Raw genomic sequence first — 18,342 nt, forward strand, 5'->3', positions numbered from 1 at the left:
CCCATCTCCACGCGCGCGGGCGCGCAGTCTGATCTGTGTGTGTGCCGGGCGGATGAAACGTTCATGCTGGTGGGGCGACCTTCGCGAGAGCGTTGATGATCCGGTCTGACGCATCGCCTCGCCGGTCGGTGAGATTACCAAGGAGTTTGAGTGCGAAGCGCATCAGCCTGGGATGGTGCAGACCATGTCGTGTGCCGAAGCTCATCACGCCAGGCTTCCCGATAGCTTCGACAAACCACCTGCCTAGCGTGAAATATCCGCCGTATGCGTCCTTGAGCACCTTCGGGTAGGCGCGCAGGATCCGCTCCTGCTGCGCGGGCGTGGTGCCGCGCAACGCCTTGACGATGACCTCGGCCGCGATCTCACCGGTCTCCATCGCGTACGCGATGCCCTCGCCGTTGAACGGGTTGATCGCCCCGCCCGAGTCGCCCACGAGCACCAGGCCCCTGGTGTAGTGCGGCTGCCGGTTGAAGGCCATCGGCAGCGCCGCCCCCCTGATCGGGGTCGTCATGTTCGCCTCGGTGAAGCCCCACTCGGCGGGCATGTTCCGCGTCCAGCGCTTGAGCAGGTCGCGGTAGTCGATGTTCTTGAACGCCTCGCTGGTGTTGAGCAGGCCGAGGCCGACGTTCGAGGTGCCGTCGCCCACGCCGAACACCCAGCCGTAGCCGGGCAGCAGCGTCTCCTCGTCCCAGAGCTCCAGCCAGATCTCCAGGTAGTCGTCATCGTGGCGCGGCGACTCGAAGTAGGTCCGTACGGCGACGCCCATCGGACGGTCTTCCCGCTTGTACAGCCCCATCGCCAGGGCGAGCCGGGTGGAGTTGCCGTCGGCGGCGACCACCACGCGGCTGCGGTAGGAGACGCCGTCCTTCGTCGTGACGCCGACGATGTGACCGCTGCGGTCGTCGAGGATCGGGCCCGTGACGTTCACGCCCTCCATCAGGCGGACGCCGCCCTTCACCGCGTTGGCCGCGACGATCTGGTCGAAGTCCTGCCTGGTGCGCACCAGGCCGAAGTCGGGGAAGCTGTCGAGCTGCGGCCAGTCGAGGTCGTAGCGGCCGCCGCCGCCCACGACGCGCAGGCCCTTGTTCCTGACCCAGCCGGGGGCGTCGATGTCGACGCCCATGTTCATCAGCTGCTTGACCGCGCGCGGGGTCAGACCGTCGCCGCAGACCTTCTCGCGGGGGAAGCGCGTCTTCTCGAGTAGCAGGACGTCGAGCCCGGCCTGGGCGAGATGGAACGCCGTCGCCGAACCCGCGGGACCCGCGCCGACGACGATGACGTCGGCGTCGGTGGCGTTCACTGTCGCGCCCGCTTCGCCGCTGGCCGGCTCGTTCCTCGCGGTGTCGCGGCTGGCTCCTGCGCTTGCCTGATGTCGGCTGGCACGGTCACGGACCTGTCCTGTCCTACACGCTGGTGGGCCTCTGAGTGGTGGCCTTCGTTCCTTTGTGAAGCTCTTCACAAACTTTGTCGGCACGCAGTCTAGCGCTTTTCCGGATCCAGGTGGCAGCCGGGTAGGCGCTTACCCATACAGAAGGCCCTCCGTCAACGACAGAGGGCCTTGACCGGGTCACCGGCAGCGCGTCAGACGTCGAACTCGGCGTTGCGCACCCCGGCCAGGAAGGCTCGCCACTCACCGGGCGTGAAGGCCAGCACCGCACCGGCGGGATCCTTGGAGTCGCGCAGCATCACGCCCCCGTCAGCGGAGCGCCCGAACTCGACACACTCCCCACTGAGGTTGCTGAAACTACTCTTGCGCCAGTCCTCAACAGCGGTCTCAGCCACACCAGCGTTCACGGTACGGTCCATCCCATATCTACAGGCACCCGGAGTCTAGGCATGCCGGAGCGCGCGTTGTTTGCAAGCAACACTGCGCGCGATTTAATCGACTCTCGGACAGCCGCGCAGGACCTTTATACAATCGTGATGAACCGATAGTGAACCCTTGCCCTCTGGGATATTTTCAGTCGAACTCTCCGTTTCGCACACCGGCGAGAAACGCACGCCACTCACCGGCACTGAAGCACAAGACGGCCACGTCGGGCTGCTTGGAGTCCCTGACCAGTACGCCGCCATCATGGACGTGGGCGACCTGCACACACTCACCGTTGAGTGCACTGAAGCTGCTCTTGCGCCACACGATCTCTTCAGGGATCGCTGACTCCATCGCACATCCTCACTGTCGGGGGCAAAGAGGGCATACCCCGACAGCGGGCGTGAGACTCACCGGCCGAGCTCTCCGAGCAACTTCAGCGAATCCTCCTCAGACAACGCGTCTGCTGACATTTGGCGAAATAGCTGCTCAACTCGGTACGTCTCGGCATAACGTTCCTCGAACACGGCACCTGTCGCGTGCTCGAAATACACCAGGTCCTCGTGCATGCTGTCCAGCCCCTCGCGGGATGGGAACTTCAGGAGGACGAAGGCGTGCGTCAACGGGCCGTGGGGGCCGTCGAGAGGGACGATCCGAACGGAGACATTGGGCAGTTGCGCCACCTCGAGGATGTGGCGGAGCTGGTCGCGCATCACCTCAGGGGTGCCGAACCTTCGGTGCAGGACCGACTCGTCGATCAGCGCGTTCACCACCAGCGGCGAGGGTCCTTCGAGCATCTGCTGCCGCCGCATCCGGACCCGCACCAGTCTCTCGACCTCGGCAGGCGGGATAGCGCTGAGCGAATGTCCGAGGCCGATGACACTGCGTGCGTAGTCGACGGTCTGCAGCAGCCCGGGAACGGTCACGTTCTGCCAGGTGAGCATCGAGTCGGCACCGGCCTCGAGGCCGATGTAGCTCATGTACGACTCGTTGAGCGAGTCTCCGAATGCCTCCCACCAGCCTTTCCCCTCGGACTCCTCCGCGAGGGCGAGCAGGGCCGCCCGGGCCGAGGGCGACACGTCATAGAAGTCCGCCAGCAGGGCCACATCGTCCTTATGCGCGATGACCTGGGCCTTCTCCATGCGGGAGATCTTGGATGACGATCCGTCCAGGACCTGGGCGACCTGGGTGCCCGTCTTCTGGGCATCCTCTCGGAGTCGACGCAGCTCTGCGGCGAGACGGCGTCGGCTGACGGTGGGGCTCGGCTCCCGCGCCACTCAGCTCTCCTCACAAGCGTGTCGAAGTATTACCCACCGCCCAAGGGTTGAATCCCTTCAAACGCGGGCATCTCTCCAATAATCCCAGCGGGAATTGCATGACACTTCCCGGAGGGAAACCCCATCCTAGTCCCTGGCCGTACGAGAAGCGGTGAGCAGACGTGAAGAAGCGCGCCCCTCCCCGGGAACGATCCAGTCGGATGTCCGCGCAGCAGACGCGGGCGGATGGGTCCCGCCACCACCCGCCCTGAAGTCCCCCAGCACCGCGTACCCACGACAGGACATCGGAGCCGTGAGACATGACCAGAGTCACCCCCAGGCGTGGATCGCGCAAGGGGAGCTTCCTCCTCTGGAGCTCAGCGAACGTCGGACCGGCCGACGCCGGCACGACGGAGAACGACGACCGGTTGGCTGAACGCGGAGGGCACCCGCGCGGCCATCCGTACATCCCGCAGGCGCGCGACCTGCCCGCCCGCCTCGGAGCGGTGTTCAGATGGCGGACGGAGGCGACGTCGGCCGGGCTGTTCTTCCTGGTCACCGCGCAGGTGGCGGCGTGGACGGACGCCACCACGGCGGGGATGGCCGTGGTCGGCGTGGTGCTCGCCTGCATGGGAACGCCCGCCGCCAGGCGGCAGATCATGGGGCAGGTGGTGGCGGTGACCGTGCGGCACCGCTTCCAGGGCCTGGCCAGGAGGACGTCCATGCGCACGGACAGGGGCCGGCTGCCGCTCGTGCTCAGGATGAGCGTGGAAGGCGCGAGCGTGCTGCTCCTCCTCGGCCTGCGCTCGGGGCTCAGCCTCGAGTTGCTGGAGGACTACGCGGCCGAGATCAGGACCGCCTGCCTGGCCTAGGCGGTCGTCTTCTACCGGCACCCGGCCAACGGCGGCCTGGTGACCATGGAAGTGGTTCAGCCCTGGGGCTTGTGACCCCGGTGCATGGCGACGATGCCGAGGTTGAGGTTGCGCCAGGCGACCCGCTCCCAGCCGGCCCGCTGGATGATCGTGGCCAGGGCCGGCTGGTCGTGCCAGTCCCTGATCGACTCGGCGAGGTAGTCGTAGGAGTCGTCGTTCGAGCCGAAGACCCTGGCCACCTTGGGCAGGAGCTTCATCAGGTACTCGCGGTAGACCACGTCGAACGACTTGACCGTCACGTGGGAGAACTCGAGGATCACCAGCCGGCCGCCCGGCTTGGTGACGCGGAGCATCTCGCGCAGCGCCTGTTCGGTGTTGTGCACGTTGCGCAGCGCCACCGAGATCGTCACCGCGTCGAAGACGTCGTCGGCGAACGGCAGGTTCAGCGCGTCGCCCGCGATGAACGGCACGCCCTCGCCGGTGAGCGCGTTGCCGCCCCGGCGCCGGACACCGGTGGAGAGCATGCCGAGGGAGAAGTCGGAGGCGATGGCGCGGGCGCCGAGCGTGGTGAAGGCATCGGTGGAGGTGCCCGTACCGGCTCCGAGGTCGAGGACGATCTCGCCGGGGCCCGCGTCGACGGCCTGGGCGACGGCCTTGCGCCACGCTCGCACCTGGCCGAGCGAGATGACGTCGTTGACGAGGTCGTATCGCCTGGCCGTGCGATCGAACATCGCGGCGACCTCATGCGGCTGCTTGTCCAACTGAGCGCGGGTCATGGGGTCAAGCCTAGGGCTTGAGCGACGATAAACCGGAAGTAGCACCTCGATTACTCAGAGTGTGCTAAGACTTGGCGAATGCTTGTCCGAACCGCCCTCGCGGCGCTCGTCGCCGCCACCCCGGTCGCGCACACCCGCGTGGTGGCCACCAATCCGGTCGACACCACGCCTCACGTCCTCGACGGCATCGTCAACGCCATCACCCTGGTCGGCGACACGGTCATCGTCGGCGGCGCCTTCTCCGAGGTGAGCGACTCGAGCCGGACCTTCGTCGTGGAACGTGACAATCTCTTCGCCTACAACGTGCGCACGGGCGCGATCCTGCCCGAGTTCGCCCCGTCGCTGGACGACCCCGTCTACGCGCTGGCCCCCGGCGAGGACGACACCGTGTACGTCGGCGGCTCGGGCCTCCTCAGGCTCAGCGTGTCCGACGGCTCGGCCGTGGAGGGCTTCGATCCGCAGGTGAGGGGCGGCCAGGTCACGACGCTGGCCAGGAGCGGCTCGAAGCTGTACGCCGGCGGCGACTTCACCCGCCCGCGGGTGGCCCTGGCCAGGCTCGACGCCACGACGGGCGCGGCCGACCCCACGTTCGCCATCACACCGGGCGCCGCGCGCACGCCCCAGGTCAAGGTGCACGCGCTGGCCCTGACCCGCGACCGGTTGATCGTCGACGGCAGCTTCACCACTCTCAACGGCCTGCCCAGGCCCCAGCTGGGCGTCATCGACGTCGGCGCGGCGCGGGCGAAGGTGGCCGACTGGCGCACCGACGCCTACGCGCCGGCCTGCAGGGACGTCTTCCCGTCCTACGTCAGAGGGCTCGACGCCGCCCCCGACGGCAGCTACTTCGTCGTCGTCACGACCGGCGGCTACGGCGGCGCGCGCAAGCTCTGCGACAGCGCGTCGAGGTTCGAGACCTACGCCAGGGGCGACCGGGTCAAGCCGACCTGGGTCAACCACACCGGGGGCGATTCGCTCTATTCGGTGGCCGTGACGGGCGCCGCCGTCTACGTGGGGGGCCACCAGCGCTGGATGGACAATCCGCGGGGGCACGACTCGGCCGGACCGGGGGCGGTGCCGCGCGAGGGGATCGCGGCCATTCACCCCGTCTCAGGAAAGGCGCTCAGCTGGAATCCGGGCCGGGAGCGCGGGATCGGAGTCAAGGCATTTCTGGCGCACAAGGACGGACTACTCGTTGGTAGCGACACGACGCGACTCGGACGGGAGTACCATGCCCGGATTGGCATGTTCCCCCTGCCCTAGTCGGCCTCCGGCTTCGGCCGGTCGACCTTGTCGCTGATGCGTGCGCTCATGGCGTCACGCTGCTTGGACAGCAGGACGTAGCTGGCAATCCCGCTGATGACGAACGCCACGGCGATCAGCATCAGCGGGTTCCGCACGTTCAACAGGTACAGCACACCCAGGGTCACGACAAACAGGCCGATCCGCGACGCGGTGTAAACGAGAACGGGACGCACAGCTCCGAGGTTACTCGGCCCCTGCGGCTGGTCGCTCTACGCACCAGGCGCGAGCGCTGCTAGTGTTCACAGTTAGGCGCTTTCGTAAAGAAACACCCACGAGAGCCCCAAAGAGGCTCTATCATATAACAATCGGGCAGTTGGCCGATAACAACCCGTGATCTTTGTCAAAAGCACGGATAAATCAGGCTTCGCTCGACACACTGGGTACCTGTCCGCCCGCTGGCAGGAAGCGGGATGCGAGGGGGAGAGATTGGTGGAGAGTAGCAGCGAGCGTCTGCTGACGCCGGGAGAGGTCGCCGCCCTCTTCCGGGTAGACCCGAAGACGGTGACGCGCTGGGCCGCGGCAGGCCGCATCAGTAGCATCCGGACCCCCGGAGGGCACCGTCGCTTCCGCGAGTCGGAAGTACACGCCCTTCTTCGTGGCGAGGACGCCCTTACGGCCGACCGGCCCGCAGGCGAGTCCCCGCGCGTCTGACGTCCGTCAACGGTGATCCTGCGCGTGCAACCCGGAACACGCAGGGTCACCCGACAGGGCGCTCAGCCGTACGGCGAGCAGGGCCGCGAGCGCGGCGGGCCGAGACCGGTCCTCCAAGCCGCTCCAGCGCGTCCGGCCGCCGTCATGTCGCACGGTCCAAGGGTCGAGTTGTGATGCGCTCCCCCGCCGTCAGACGTCCTCCTGCTCGGACTTGAAGGCGAGGAACGCGCGCTCCAGGTCGTCGTTCTCCTCCTCCCACCGCCGGCGCCGCTCGGCCAGTTCCTCCTCGGTCAGCGACTCGGCCAGCCACCGTTCGTAGTCGGGGTCGCCGGGCGCCACCTCGACGTAGGCGTTGCCGATGAGACGGCCGTCCTCGCTGGTCAGGCTCTCCGGCACGCGCAGGGTTCCGTCAGCGAGCCGGATCACGTACATGGTCGATCACCTAGATTCCGTAGCGCCGGTTGAAGAACAACATGACGTCGAGCGCCGTCCGCGTGTCGCCGCCGAGCATGTCGACCAGGGCCGGACGCTGACGCGAGGCGATCGCCGCGAAGGCGTCCGCGAAGAACTCCTTGCGTCCGAGCCCGCCGCCCTGCCGGTGGAAGGACGAGGCCAGGAGAGGTTCGGCCTGCTCGTAGAGTGCCACGAACTCCGGCGAGTCCGACACCCAATCGTCGTACGGAGCGTCGACGTCGTCGATCGCGTGGCCGACCTCGTGCATCATCACGTCGGGTGTGGGTGAGGGCCGGTCACCCACGACGATCTTGCGGTCGCCGTACGCGCCGGCGCAGATGTCCCACGTCGCCCGTCCCGACGGCAGCGGCGCTCCCCGCAGGTATCCCATGTCGTCGAGGTCCGGGACGCCGCCCGCGCCGACGTAGATGCCCTCCAGCTTCTCGGCGAGCAGGTCCTTCAGCCGCTCGGGCAGCCTGGCGAGGCTCTCGACGGCCCGGACGGCGTCGGCCGAGGGAGGGCCCTGCCTGGCGTCCCACTGGCGGTGCAGGATGGCTTCGAGCCGCCCGCAGTGGGCCAGCCCGTCTCCCTGGGGCGGCAGGTCGGGCCGGTTGGGCTGGGCCCTGGGGCGGTCGTCGACGAGCTCGAAGTCCTGCCAGGTGTACTGCGGCCGGTCGAGCACGGAGGCGGCGTACCGTTCGCCCCTGAAGTCGGCCCGGTAGCCGTCGTCGCGTTCCTTCTCCAGCCGTCCGGCGTAGGGGTGCGCGCCTGCGCGCCCGTCGCCCGCGCGGGGGCTGTCGGCCGGCCTGCCGTACGCGGGAGAACCCGCCGAGGCCGCCGCGCCGCGCTCAGGGGACCCCGTGCCACGCTCGGCGGGCCACCAGGACGGGCGGCGGCGCTCGGGACGGCTGTCGGGCTCCTCCAGGGGGCGCTCCGCCCTGTCACCGCCCCAGAACGACTCGCGGGGACCGTCCGAACGCCGCGACGACAGGTACGAACCCCGCCGCCACCACCGGCTGCCCCGTCGATGGCGGCCCCTGTCGCCGGTCCGCCGATCGTCAGACAAGGCCATCGCACCTCTTCACGACGTCGGAGCCATGGCTCCGTGCCCTCGCCCCGCGGCGGCGCGCCGCGGTGCCAACTCTCCCGCGCCGGCCCCGCGCGGGAACATCGAGACGTGCAGTCGCCGGGCGATGCCCGGTAGCGCCTCCTGGGTCGGACTGCCGGGAAAGACCGCCGGAGAAACAGGTACCACGGTACGACGGGGATCTTCCCGAGTCACCCGATATGGGAGAGCGCGCGGACACGATCACGCGCTCCATGGCCTACAGTACGGGCATGCCTGGCGTGCTAATCGGACTGGCGGTGCTGGCCTTCTGGCTCTACTCGTTGTTCGACGTCATCACGACTCCCGACGAGGAGTCCAGGAACCTGCCGAAGATCCTGTGGGTGCTCATCGTGGTCCTCGTCCCGCTGGTCGGCAGCGTGTTCTGGTTGCTGCTCGGCCGTCCGACGCGGTCACGCCCGTTCCAGCTGCCCGGTCGTTCCGCCACGGACAGGGGTGAGGCGCCCCGCGGCCCCGACGACGACCCCGACTTCCTGCGCGACCTCGACCGCCGCCTGCGCGACGACGACTGACCCTTCCGAAGGAGACGGCGGGTCACCGAGGACCCGCCGGAGTGCACGGCACGGACGGCGGGCGGTGACCCCCGGTGGAACGGTGGACCACCGCCTGCCCGCAAGGAAGGGCGGTCAGTTGCCGACGTCGGCGTAGCTGTGCAGGCCGCCGAGGAAGATGTTGACGCCGACCAGGTTGAACAGCAGGCACGCGAAGGCCACCAGCTGCACGATCGTGATGGCGCGTCCCCGCCAGCCTGCGGTCGCGCGGGCGTGCAGGTAGGCCGCGTAGGCGATCCAGGTGATGAACGCCCAGACCTCCTTGGGGTCCCAGCCCCAGTAGCGGCCCCACGCCTTGTCGGCCCACAGCGCGCCGGCGATGACGGCGAAGGTCCAGATCGGGAAGGACAGCACGATCGCCTGGTGGGCGACCCGCTCCAGGTCGTCGCGCGTGGGCAGGCGGGAGAAGCCGTCCTTGCGGATGAGGTAGAGGATGCCGGAGACGCCTGCCACGATGAACAGCCCGCTGGCGATGACCGCGGCGGAGACGTGGATGGCGATCCAGTAGGAGTCGAGCGCGGGGACGACGGGCCCCGCCTGCACGTGCAGCCAGATGACGGCGAAGCCGAGCCCCAGCGCCGATGTCACCATGACGAACGCGCCGAGGAAGCGGACGTTGCTGCGCAGCTGGGTCACGAGGAAGGCGGTCACCGCGGCGAAGCAGATGGCGACCACGAACTCGTACATGTTGCCCCACGGCCACCGGTCGACGGCCAGGCCGCGGGTGACGAGGGAGCCCAGGTTGGTGGCCCAGCCGAGCCAGCCGAGGACGATCGCGACCATGCCCGCCTTGGGCGCCCACGACGGCGGCTCGGGCGGGCTGACGACGACGGCGCCGCCGCCCGCGGCCTCGGCCACGCCGCCACCGCCGGCTGTCCCCACCGCGACCGTCGCCTTCGCGGCGACGGCGGGCGCGTCCTCGGTGACGCCGTCCTCGGTGAGGGTGATCGAGGTGGCGCCCGTGTTGGTGCGGGCCCTGCCGAAGGCGAGCTCGAGCGCGAACCCGATCATCGAGGCCAGGTAGAGCAGCACGGTGGCGAGGACCAGGTCGTCGCTCAGTCCTGCCAGTTGGTCAGCGGACATCCTTCTCTCCTGCGGATAGGACCTTGACGATGTCGGCGAACTCGTCGGCGAATCCCGCGGCCGACCCTTCCGTGCGCGTCAGCCCGCCCACGTCCGCGGCGCCGTCCTTGATCCGGACGAAGACGCGGCGGCGGCGGATCATCAGCGACAGGACCAGGGCGACGGTCGCGAGCGCGGAGGCCAGCAGCGCGGGCATGCGTCCCGGGTCGTGCGCGATCTGGAGCGTCATCCACTCCTTCACGCCGGTGAACTCGATCTTCCCCACGCCGCCCGGCAGGTCGAAGGACGCGCCGACGGCGAGCGGCGGCGGCGCCTTCGACCCCATGACGAGGGGGGTCAGCTTCTTCATGACCTCGGGCGGGGCCAGCTCGTACACCGACTGCGGCTTGCCCGAGCGCACGCCCAGGTCGCCCGAGAACGCGCCGAGGATCTTCACCTCAGGCCTGGCGGCGCCGGGGAAGGCCGAGACGTGGCTGCCGTCGCCCAGCTGCACGCTGGTCGGCAGGAAGGTGAGCAGGAAGCCGAGCTGGGTGGGCTGCGCGTCGGGCACCTTGATCACGCAGCCGGAGGTCAGCGTCGCCTTCTGCTCGATGAGGCACGGCACCGGCCCCTCGAAGGCCACCTGCCCCTTGCCGTCGGTCACCTTGAAGACGGGCGCGTAGCCGTGGCCGATCAGGTAGGTGAGCGTGCCGTTGACGTCGAGCGGCTCGTTGACCTTGAGGTCGTAGTCGCGCGCGGGCGCGGCCGGCGAGTCCTGCACCGACAGCCTGGCGGTGTAGTCGAGCTCCTGCCCGCGCTTGGCGCCGGCGACCTGGTAGGAGGCCTGGAAGTCCTTCAGCGTGAAGGAGAACGGCTCCAGCGACTCGGCCGAGACGCGGTTGCCCGGCATGTAGCGGTCGTAGGCGGCCACGGTGTTGGCGAACCCGTCGCCTTCGACGACCAGGACGTTGCCGCGGTAGCCGTACAGGGAGCCGATGCCCACGGCGACCAGCAGCCCGAGCAGGGCCACGTGGAAGAGCAGGTTGCCGGTCTCGCGCAGGTAGCCCTTCTCCGCCGACACCCAGCCGGGGCCCGTGGCCACCCTGAAACGCAGCTTGCGCAGCCTCCGGGCCGCCTCCTCGACCTCGAGCGAGCCCTCGACCACGGCGTGGTGCGGCAGGCGCGACAGGTTCTTCGGGGCCGTCGGCGGCTTGCGGCGCAGCTCCTTCAGGTAGGTCGTGGTGCGCGGGATGACGCAGCCGATCAGCGAGGCGAACAGCAGCAGGTAGATGGCCGCGAACCAGGGGGCGGTGAAGACGTCGAACAGGTGGAGGCGGTCGTACCACTCGGCGAGGGCCGGGTCGTTCTGGTAGATCAGCGCGACCTTGTCGGGCTCGACCGAGCGCTGCGGCACCAGCGAGCCGGGGATGGAGGCCAACGCGAACAGGAAGAGCAGGATCAGCGCGGTCTTCATCGAGGTGAGCGTGCGCCAGAACCAGCGCAGCCAGCCGACCGGGCCGAGCTTGGCCGGTCGGGGCGCCTGCGTCCGCAGTTCGTCGATCGCCATCAGATCACCGGCTCGAATCCGCCGATCCACGTCTGCATGCCCGCGATGATCTGCCCCCACAGCCCGGTGACGAGCAGGAGGCCGACCGTGACGAGCATGCCGCCGCCGATCCTGGTGATGAGGCGCGAGTGCTTGCGGATGGCGCTGAAGGTGCGCAGCGCCCTGCTGTAGGCCAGGGCGGCGACCACGAACGGCAGGCCGAGCCCGAGCGCGTACGCCACGGCGAGGAAGGCGCCCCGCGCGGCGCTGCCCTCGGTGTAGCCGAGGGAGAGGACGACGGCGAGCGTGGGGCCGATGCACGGCGTCCAGCCGAGGCCGAACACCACGCCGAGCAGCGGCGCGCCCGCGAGCCCCGCGCTGGGCACCCGGTGGATGCGCACGTCGCGCATGAGCCCGGGGATGACGCCGAGGAAGGCCAGACCGAGCACGATCGTCAGCACGCCGACGACGCGCGTGATGACGTCGGCGCTGCCGTACAGGGCCGAGCCGAGGCCGCCGAACAGCGCGCCGCCCGCGACGAACACCGCCGCGAAGCCGGCCACGAACAGCGCCGTGCCGAGCACCAGCCGGCCGCGCCTGGGGTCGGCGCTCATGCCCGTCACGTACGACAGGTAGCCCGGCACCAGCGGAAGCACGCACGGCGACAGGAACGACACCAGCCCGGCCAGCACCGCGATCGGTATGGCGAGCAGCAGCGAGCCCGAGGCGACGACGTCACTCATCGCGCACCTGGGTCACGGCCTTGAGCAGGTCGTTGTACTTGACCGCGCCGAGCGCCCTGGCCGCCACCCTGCCCTGCTCGTCGATGACGAGCGTGGAGGGGATCGCGGCGGGCGGCACGGTGCCCTGGAACGACAGCGCCACCTTGCCGGGCTGGTCGAAGATGCTGGGGTAGCCGGGCTGCTCGGTGCGCTCGAAGGCCAGCGCGTCGGCCTGGCGGTCCTTGAAGTCGATGCCGACGAACTCCACGCCACCGGCCTTGGTCTTGGCGTAGATGTCCTTGAGCACCGGCGCCTCGGCCCGGCACGGGCCGCACCACGATGCCCAGAAGTTGAGCACCACGACCTTGCCCTTGTGGGCCGCGAGCGAGACCTTGCCGCCGTCGAGGGTCGTGCCCTCGACGGCGGGCGCCTGCTTGCGGTCGGCCGCGGGGAACACGGTCACCTTGCCGTCGCCCGCGACGAACCTGGTGTCGCCCGCCTGCGGCTGGCCGCCCGGACTCCCCGCGCAGCCGGCGACGGCGAGCAGGGCCAGGAAGGCGAGGGCGTGGGGTTTCGCGCGCACGGGAGAGTGATCTCCTTGTACTACAGCCGGTAGAGCTTGCCACTCTACCGGCGCGGTCAGGCGCCCGGGACGCTGGGGCCGCTCTTGACGAGCGCGGCGGCGGGCTCGCTGTAGCCGACGCTGACGAGCCTGCCTCCCTCGAAGGTGAAGGTCGTGAGGCTGGCCAGGGCGCACTGGCGGCGGCGCGGGTCGTGCCACAGCCGGCGGCCCTCGGCCGCCGTCCTGATCATCCAGATCGGCAGCTGGTGGCTGACCAGCACCGCCTCGTGACCGCGCGCCTCGGCGCGCGCGCTTTCGACCATGCCGCGCATCCGTGCCACGACCTCGACGTACGGCTCGCCCCACGAGGGCCGGCCGGGATGCCAGAAGTGGCGGTAGTTGCCAGGGCTCCTCATCAGGCGGGCGATCTTCCGGCCTTCGAGCACGTTGCCGGCCTCGATCAGCCGGTCGTCGACGGTGACCTCGATCCCCAGCTTCTCGGCCAGCGGGGCGGCGGTCTCGCGCGCCCGCTGGAGCGGGGAGCTGTAGATGCGGACGATGTCGCGGTCGGCCACGGCCTTGGCGACCGTCTCGGCCATCAGGCGGCCGGTCTCCGAGAGGCGGTAGCCGGGCAGCCTGCCGTACAGGATGCCTTCGGGGTTGTGCACCTCGCCATGTCGCAGCAGGTGAACGACGGTCGTCTCAGCCATGGTGGCCCCACCCTATCCGTTCCCGTCGATCCGCCTGCGACAGTGGAGGTGTGAACCCCCTCGCACTCGCCCTTGTCCTGGTCGCCGCCGTCTCCCACGCCGGATGGAACCTGTTGAGCAAGCAGGCGGCCAAGGCCGACTCCGTGGTCTTCCTGTGGCTGGTCGCCGCCGCCTCGACCGTGGTGTGGACGCCCGCCGCCCTGGTCTCCGGCGCCGTGCCGTCGTGGCGGGTGGTGCCGCTGATCTGTGTCAGCACGGCGCTGCACCTGGCCTACTTCGTGCTGCTCCAGCGCGGCTACCGGCACGGCGACCTGTCGGTGGTCTACCCGGTGGCCAGGGGCACGGGGCCGATGCTGGCAAGCGCCGTGGCGGTGGTGTTCCTCGGCGAGCACCCGACCCATCTCGGCATCGCGGGCATCCTGCTGGTGGGCGTGGGGGTGTTCCTGCTCAGCGGGGGCGGCGCGGGCGACGTCAAGGGGCTGCTGTTCGGGCTGATGACGGGCACGTTCATCGCCGCCTACACGGTGTGGGACGCCCAGATGGTCAAGGAGTTCGCGGTCGTCCCGATGGTGCTGATCTATCTCGGCGAGATGTTCAGGATGCTGGCGATCACGCCGCTCGTCGTCGTCGGCGGCCGGTGGCGGCTGGTCGCGCAGGTGTGGCGGCAGCACTGGCCGAAGGTGCTGGGGGCGGCCGCGCTGGTGCCGCTGTCGTACCTGCTGGCGTTGTTCGCCTTCCAGCTGGCGCCGGTCAGCGTGGTCGCGCCGATGCGGGAGGTGAGCGTGCTGATCGCGGTGGTCATGGGCGGGCGGCTGCTGGCCGAGGGGGACCTCGGCCGCAGGCTGGTCGCCGCGGGCGTCATCCTCGGCGGGATGGTCGCGATCGCGATCAGCTGATCCAGCCGGTCTCCAGCTCCCTGCTGGCGTGCATGAGCGCGTCGACGGCGGCGCGGATGGCGGGCCGCCGGGCCGCGTCGGTGCGCCACAGCGCGTAGATGCGGCGGGTCTGCCTGGGCCTGATGGGCACCATCCGCACTCCCGCGGGGATGTGGACCCTGCCGAGCCTGGGCACGATCGCGCAGCCGAGGCCCGCCTCGACCAGCGCGAGCTGGGTCGGGTACTCGTCGGCCATGCAGGTGATCTCCGGCTCCAGCTCGGCGCTGCGCAGCGTGAACACCAGCCAGTCGTGGCAGATCGTGCCGGGCGCGGTGCTGATCCACCGCTCTCCGCACAGCTGGGCCAGCTCCACCTCCTTGCCGGCGGCCAGCGGGTGGGCGGCGGGCATGGCGACGTCGGCGATGTCGTCGAGCAGCGTCGCCCGCGACAGCCCGTCGGGGATGGCCAGCGGCCGGTTCATCCAGTCCTGCGCGACCACGAGGTCGAGCTCGCCCCTGGCGACCTCCCTGATCTGCCGCTCGGGCTCGCGCTCGGTCAGGTACACCGCCAGGTCGGGATGGCGCTGCTTGAGCAGGGACAGCGCGCGCGGCATCAGCCCTCTGGCCGCTGTCGGGAAGGCGCTCACGGCCAGCTTGCCGACGACCGCGCCGCGCAGCGCCTCGAAGTCGGCCTCGGCGGTCTCGACCAAGGCCAGGATGCGCTCGGCGTGCTCGGCCAGCAGGCCCGCGGCGTCGGTGAGCTTCACCCCTCTGCCGTTGCGTTCGAGCAGGGTCGCGCCCGTCTCCCGCTCCAGCTTGGCCAGCTGCTGCGAGACGGCGGACGGCGTCACCATCAGGGCGTCGGCGGCGGCGCCCACCGACCCGTAGACGTGGACGGCGTGCAGCGCCTTCAGCCGGTTGAGGTCGAGCATGTAGCCATTCTAAACCTTTCACCGTAGAAGATGTCGCTTGTGCTCAAGAGTCGTCCCTTGTGAGCATGGGTGCATGCGTTTGCGGCATGTATTGCTCGCTGTCGGCCTCGCCGCCGTGTGGGGGTTCAACTTCGTCGTCATGGAGGTCGGTCTGCGGCACTTCCCGCCCCTGCTCTACGCGGCGCTCCGGTTCACCCTCGCGGCCTTTCCGGCGATGCTGCTGGTGGGCCGGCCCACCGTGGGCTGGCGGTGGATCGCCGGCGTGGCGGCCTCGGTCGGCGTCGGGCAGTTCGGCCTGCTGCTCGTCGGCATGCGGGCGGGGATGCCACCGGGACTGTCCTCGCTGGTGCTGCAGACACAGGCGCTGTTCGTCGTGGTCTTCGCGGCGGTCCTGCTCGGCGAGCGGCCCGGCACGCGCCGGATCACGGGTCTCGCCGTCGCCTTCGCCGGGCTGGCCGTCGTGGCCGTCGACTTCGGCTCCGGCGGGCCGGTCGGCGCGTTCCTGATGTGCGTGGGAGCCGCGGCCGCCTGGGGCCTGGGCACCGTCATCCAGCGCAAGGCCGCGCCGCCGGACCCGCTGCGCTTCATGGTGTGGGTCAGCGCGCTGTCGGCGCCGCCGCTGCTGCTGCTGTCACTGGCCGTGGACGGCGTGCCGCGGCTGACCTTCGCGTGGGAGGGCGTGGCGTCGCTGGCCTACGTGGCCTTCATCTCGACCCTCGGCGGGTTCGGGCTGTGGGGCTGGCTGCTGCGGCGCTACGACGCCTCGACGGTCGCGCCGTACACGCTGCTCGTCCCCGTCTTCGGGCTGTCGTCGGCGGCGCTGGTGACGGGGGAGAGCATCTCGTGGCTCAAGCTGGCGGCCGGGGTGCTCATCGTGTCCGGCGCGCTCTACGCGGGCACCCGGCCGCGCGCGGCGCGCCGGCCGGACCGGTCCCTCCCCGAACCCGTCACCGCGGGCCGCCCCTGAGGGCGGCGGTCAGCCCGCCTGGGCCGCCGCCTGCGCCGCCGCGGGCAGCGCCTCGACGATCAGCCCCAGCGCCTCCTCGTCGTGCGCCGCCGACAGGAACCACGCCTCGTACGCCGACGGCGGCAGGTAGACGCCCTGGTCGAGCATCGAGTGGAAGAACGCCGTGTACGCCTTGGTGTTCTGCGTCTGGGCCGCGGCGAAGTCCGTCACCTCCCGATCGGTGAAGAAGATCGAGAAGAGGCTGCCCGCGCTCTGCAGCCGGTGCGGGACGCCCGCCGCCTCCAGCGCCTTCGTCGCCGCGAGCGAGACCGCCGCGGCGGCGGCGTCCACCCTGGCGTAGGCGTCGTCGTCGAGGCCGCGCAGCGTGGCCAGGCCGGCCGCGCACGCCAGCGGGTTGCCCGACAGCGTGCCCGCCTGGTAGACGGGGCCCTCGGGCGCCAGGTTGGCCATGACGTCCGCCCGGCCGCCGAACGCCGCCGCAGGCAGGCCGCCACCCATGACCTTGCCGAACGTCATGAGATCGGCGTCGACGGGGTCGAGACCGTACCAGCCGGCCCTGGACACCCTGAAGCCCGTCAGCACCTCGTCGAGGATGAGCAGGGCGCCGTTGGCCGCGCACAGCTCCTTGAGCCGCCGGTTGAAACCGGGCAGCGGCGGCACCACGCCCATGTTGGCCGGGCACGCCTCGGTGATCACGCAGGCGATCTCGCCCGTGCGGAAGGCCTCCTCGACCGCCGCCAGGTCGTTGTACGGCAGGACGATCGTGTCGGCCGCCGCCGCGCCCGTGACACCAGGGGTGTCGGGCAGGCCGAAGGTGACCACGCCCGAACCGGCCGAGGCGAGCAGCGCGTCGACGTGGCCGTGGTAGCAGCCGGCGAACTTGACGACCTTGGAACGCCCGGTGAAGCCGCGGGCCAGCCGTACGGCGCTCATGGTCGCCTCGGTGCCCGAGCTGACCAGGCGCACCTTCTCCACGGGAGCGACCCTGGAGACGATCTCCTCGGCCAGCTCGACCTCGCCGGGGGTGGCGGTGCCGTACGACAGGCCGTGCTGGAGCGCGCCGGAGACGGCCTCGACGACGGCGGGGTGGCGGTGGCCGAGGATCATCGGGCCCCACGAGCAGACCAGGTCGACGTAGCGGTTGCCGTCGACGTCGGTGATGTAGGGGCCCTGGCCCGAGGCCATGAAACGGGGCGTGCCGCCGACGGCGCCGAACGCTCTCACCGGGGAGTTGACGCCCCCGGGCACGATGGCGCGGGCTCGCTCGAAGAGGTCCTCTGAGTTCTGTGTACGGCTCACGCGTCCCAGCCTACGGTCAGGGGCCCTCCCCCCTTGCGTGGCCCTCACCTGGTGGCACGGACACGGAGTCAAGTCCGCTTTATGGGCATTTGGGGGAAGGCGCAAAGGATGCGGGGTATCTCAGGTACGCACGGGGAGTGACGGAGTGGTGATGAGCGTGCGCCGGAGCCGGGAGGGGCCGGCTCTCCGGCCATGCCGACCGGACGGCCAGCGACGCTACGACGGAAGACGCCCATGAACCTGCAAATCCTGCCCCTGGCCGTCACCATGATGGCGGGTCCGCAGATCATGACGGCGATCGTCCTGGTCATGCACCGGTACGCGGTGCGGGTCTCCCTCGCCTACCTGGTCGGCATCGCGCTCGCCGCGACCGTCGGAGTGATGCTGACCCGCTGGCTCGCCGCCCTGCTCGACGGCGCGATCCCGCTGGGCGACCCCCATGACAAGGGGTCGCTGGGCTGGATCATCCAGATCGTCCTGGTCGCCCTCCTGGTCGCCATCGCGCTCAAGAGCTACCTGGGACGGGCGACCTCCAAGCCGCCCAAATGGCTCGACAAGCTGCTGGAGACCGGTCCGCGCAAGGCGTTCACCACCGCGCTGCTGCTCGTGCTGTTGATGCCGACCGACATCGTGGCGATGCTCACCGTCGGCGTGAACCTGCAGCAGAACCACGCCCCGCTGCGCGCGGCGGTGCCGTTCCTGCTGGTGACGCTCCTGATCGCGGCGCTGCCGCTGCTGGCCTACCTGCTGTTCCGGCACCGGGCCACGGCCGTCATGCCCAAGGTGCGGAGCTGGATGGACACCCACGGCTGGCTGATCAACATCATCGTCTGCGGCATCTTCGTCCTCCTCATCGTGTGAGACCCCCGGA

At 70.0% G+C, this 18,342-nt stretch carries 22 protein-coding genes; 7 read left to right on the forward strand and 15 right to left on the reverse strand.

Annotated elements, in window-relative coordinates; translation table 11 throughout:
- Positions 1–61: 61 nt before the first annotated feature.
- From ABZX22_RS12045 to ABZX22_RS12060, 4 genes are all read right to left on the reverse strand, one after another.
- A complete protein-coding gene (locus ABZX22_RS12045; protein ID WP_354907770.1) occupies positions 62–1,300 on the reverse strand; it encodes a geranylgeranyl reductase family protein in 1,239 nt (412 codons plus the stop codon).
- A gap of 281 nt (positions 1,301–1,581) precedes the next feature.
- Entirely contained in the window at positions 1,582–1,782 is a 201-nt protein-coding gene (locus tag ABZX22_RS12050; protein WP_354907772.1) for a DUF397 domain-containing protein, read from the reverse strand.
- Positions 1,783–1,960: 178 nt separating this feature from the next.
- Complete coding sequence (locus tag ABZX22_RS12055) at positions 1,961–2,164, reverse strand: DUF397 domain-containing protein (protein WP_354907774.1); 204 nt, start codon at positions 2,162–2,164, stop codon at positions 1,961–1,963.
- Positions 2,165–2,220: 56 nt separating this feature from the next.
- Positions 2,221–3,087 carry a DUF5753 domain-containing protein gene (locus ABZX22_RS12060; RefSeq protein WP_354907775.1) on the reverse strand — a complete coding sequence of 289 codons (867 nt, stop codon included), beginning with the start codon at positions 3,085–3,087 and terminating at the stop codon, positions 2,221–2,223.
- A gap of 299 nt (positions 3,088–3,386) precedes the next feature.
- On the opposite strand from ABZX22_RS12060, the gene ABZX22_RS12065 reads away from it, so the two are divergent.
- Positions 3,387–3,938, forward strand: coding sequence for a hypothetical protein (locus ABZX22_RS12065; protein ID WP_354907776.1), 552 nt, complete (start codon positions 3,387–3,389; stop codon positions 3,936–3,938).
- A 56-nt stretch (positions 3,939–3,994) separates the two neighbouring features.
- Here the strand turns inward: ABZX22_RS12065 and ABZX22_RS12070 are convergent, their stop codons facing one another.
- Positions 3,995–4,714: a demethylmenaquinone methyltransferase gene (locus ABZX22_RS12070; protein WP_354907778.1), complete on the reverse strand. Its 720-nt coding sequence runs from the start codon at positions 4,712–4,714 to the stop codon at positions 3,995–3,997.
- 78 nt (positions 4,715–4,792) lie between these two features.
- Here ABZX22_RS12070 and ABZX22_RS12075 point away from each other — a divergent pair, with 78 nt between their 5' ends.
- Positions 4,793–5,974, forward strand: coding sequence for a hypothetical protein (locus tag ABZX22_RS12075; RefSeq protein WP_354907780.1), 1,182 nt, complete (start codon positions 4,793–4,795; stop codon positions 5,972–5,974).
- On the opposite strand, the gene ABZX22_RS12080 is transcribed toward ABZX22_RS12075, so the two are convergent.
- Entirely contained in the window at positions 5,971–6,189 is a 219-nt protein-coding gene (locus ABZX22_RS12080; RefSeq protein WP_354907782.1) for a DUF4229 domain-containing protein, read from the reverse strand. The two genes, ABZX22_RS12075 and ABZX22_RS12080, sit on opposite strands and share 4 nt — an antisense overlap.
- Before the next feature lie 256 nt (positions 6,190–6,445).
- On the opposite strand from ABZX22_RS12080, the gene ABZX22_RS12085 reads away from it, so the two are divergent.
- Positions 6,446–6,667, forward strand: coding sequence for a BldC family transcriptional regulator (locus tag ABZX22_RS12085; protein ID WP_354907783.1), 222 nt, complete (start codon positions 6,446–6,448; stop codon positions 6,665–6,667).
- Between the two features lie 189 nt (positions 6,668–6,856).
- Here the strand turns inward: ABZX22_RS12085 and ABZX22_RS12090 are convergent, their stop codons facing one another.
- Together ABZX22_RS12090 and ABZX22_RS12095 are read right to left on the reverse strand one after the other, a co-directional pair.
- The gene (locus ABZX22_RS12090) at positions 6,857–7,099 is read right to left on the reverse strand and encodes a hypothetical protein (RefSeq protein WP_354907784.1); all 243 of its coding nucleotides are present in this window, start codon (positions 7,097–7,099) and stop codon (positions 6,857–6,859) included.
- Positions 7,100–7,109: 10 nt separating this feature from the next.
- Entirely contained in the window at positions 7,110–8,186 is a 1,077-nt protein-coding gene (locus tag ABZX22_RS12095; protein ID WP_354907785.1) for a hypothetical protein, read from the reverse strand.
- Between the two features lie 272 nt (positions 8,187–8,458).
- Between ABZX22_RS12095 and ABZX22_RS12100 the strand changes: the two genes are divergently transcribed.
- Entirely contained in the window at positions 8,459–8,758 is a 300-nt protein-coding gene (locus ABZX22_RS12100) for a PLDc N-terminal domain-containing protein (RefSeq protein ID WP_354907786.1), read from the forward strand.
- 114 nt (positions 8,759–8,872) lie between these two features.
- Here ABZX22_RS12100 and ccsA read toward each other — a convergent pair whose 3' ends face one another.
- From ccsA to ABZX22_RS12125, 5 genes are read right to left on the reverse strand one after another with little or no spacing between them, the layout of a single operon-like run.
- Positions 8,873–9,880, reverse strand: a complete 1,008-nt coding sequence (ccsA, locus tag ABZX22_RS12105; protein ID WP_354907787.1) for a cytochrome c biogenesis protein CcsA — start codon at positions 9,878–9,880, stop codon at positions 8,873–8,875.
- Positions 9,870–11,426, reverse strand: a complete 1,557-nt coding sequence (locus tag ABZX22_RS12110; protein WP_354907788.1) for a cytochrome c biogenesis protein ResB — start codon at positions 11,424–11,426, stop codon at positions 9,870–9,872. Before ABZX22_RS12110 ends, ccsA begins: the two co-directional genes overlap by 11 nt.
- Complete coding sequence (locus tag ABZX22_RS12115; protein ID WP_354907790.1) at positions 11,426–12,148, reverse strand: cytochrome c biogenesis protein CcdA; 723 nt, start codon at positions 12,146–12,148, stop codon at positions 11,426–11,428. The genes ABZX22_RS12110 and ABZX22_RS12115 overlap by 1 nt, the downstream gene beginning before the upstream one ends.
- Positions 12,141–12,710, reverse strand: coding sequence for a TlpA disulfide reductase family protein (locus tag ABZX22_RS12120; RefSeq protein WP_354907791.1), 570 nt, complete (start codon positions 12,708–12,710; stop codon positions 12,141–12,143). The genes ABZX22_RS12115 and ABZX22_RS12120 overlap by 8 nt, the downstream gene beginning before the upstream one ends.
- 56 nt (positions 12,711–12,766) lie before the next feature.
- Positions 12,767–13,399, reverse strand: a complete 633-nt coding sequence (locus ABZX22_RS12125; RefSeq protein WP_354907793.1) for a histidine phosphatase family protein — start codon at positions 13,397–13,399, stop codon at positions 12,767–12,769.
- A 50-nt stretch (positions 13,400–13,449) separates the two neighbouring features.
- Here ABZX22_RS12125 and ABZX22_RS12130 point away from each other — a divergent pair, with 50 nt between their 5' ends.
- Complete coding sequence (locus tag ABZX22_RS12130) at positions 13,450–14,295, forward strand: SMR family transporter (protein WP_354907794.1); 846 nt, start codon at positions 13,450–13,452, stop codon at positions 14,293–14,295.
- Here ABZX22_RS12130 and ABZX22_RS12135 read toward each other — a convergent pair.
- A complete protein-coding gene (locus ABZX22_RS12135; RefSeq protein WP_354907795.1) occupies positions 14,288–15,205 on the reverse strand; it encodes a LysR family transcriptional regulator in 918 nt (305 codons plus the stop codon). The genes ABZX22_RS12130 and ABZX22_RS12135 overlap by 8 nt on opposite strands.
- 73 nt (positions 15,206–15,278) lie before the next feature.
- Here ABZX22_RS12135 and ABZX22_RS12140 point away from each other — a divergent pair, with 73 nt between their 5' ends.
- Positions 15,279–16,172: an EamA family transporter gene (locus tag ABZX22_RS12140; protein ID WP_354907796.1), complete on the forward strand. Its 894-nt coding sequence runs from the start codon at positions 15,279–15,281 to the stop codon at positions 16,170–16,172.
- Positions 16,173–16,181: 9 nt separating this feature from the next.
- Here the strand turns inward: ABZX22_RS12140 and hemL are convergent, their stop codons facing one another.
- A complete protein-coding gene (gene hemL, locus ABZX22_RS12145; RefSeq protein WP_354907798.1) occupies positions 16,182–17,471 on the reverse strand; it encodes a glutamate-1-semialdehyde 2,1-aminomutase in 1,290 nt (429 codons plus the stop codon).
- Positions 17,472–17,705: 234 nt separating this feature from the next.
- Between hemL and ABZX22_RS12150 the strand changes: the two genes are divergently transcribed.
- A complete protein-coding gene (locus tag ABZX22_RS12150; RefSeq protein WP_354907800.1) occupies positions 17,706–18,332 on the forward strand; it encodes a GAP family protein in 627 nt (208 codons plus the stop codon).
- The last annotated feature ends 10 nt before the right edge of the window (positions 18,333–18,342 follow it).

Source organism: Nonomuraea sp. NPDC003804 (genome assembly GCF_040610675.1).
In the GTDB taxonomy this organism is placed as follows: domain Bacteria; phylum Actinomycetota; class Actinomycetes; order Streptosporangiales; family Streptosporangiaceae; genus Nonomuraea.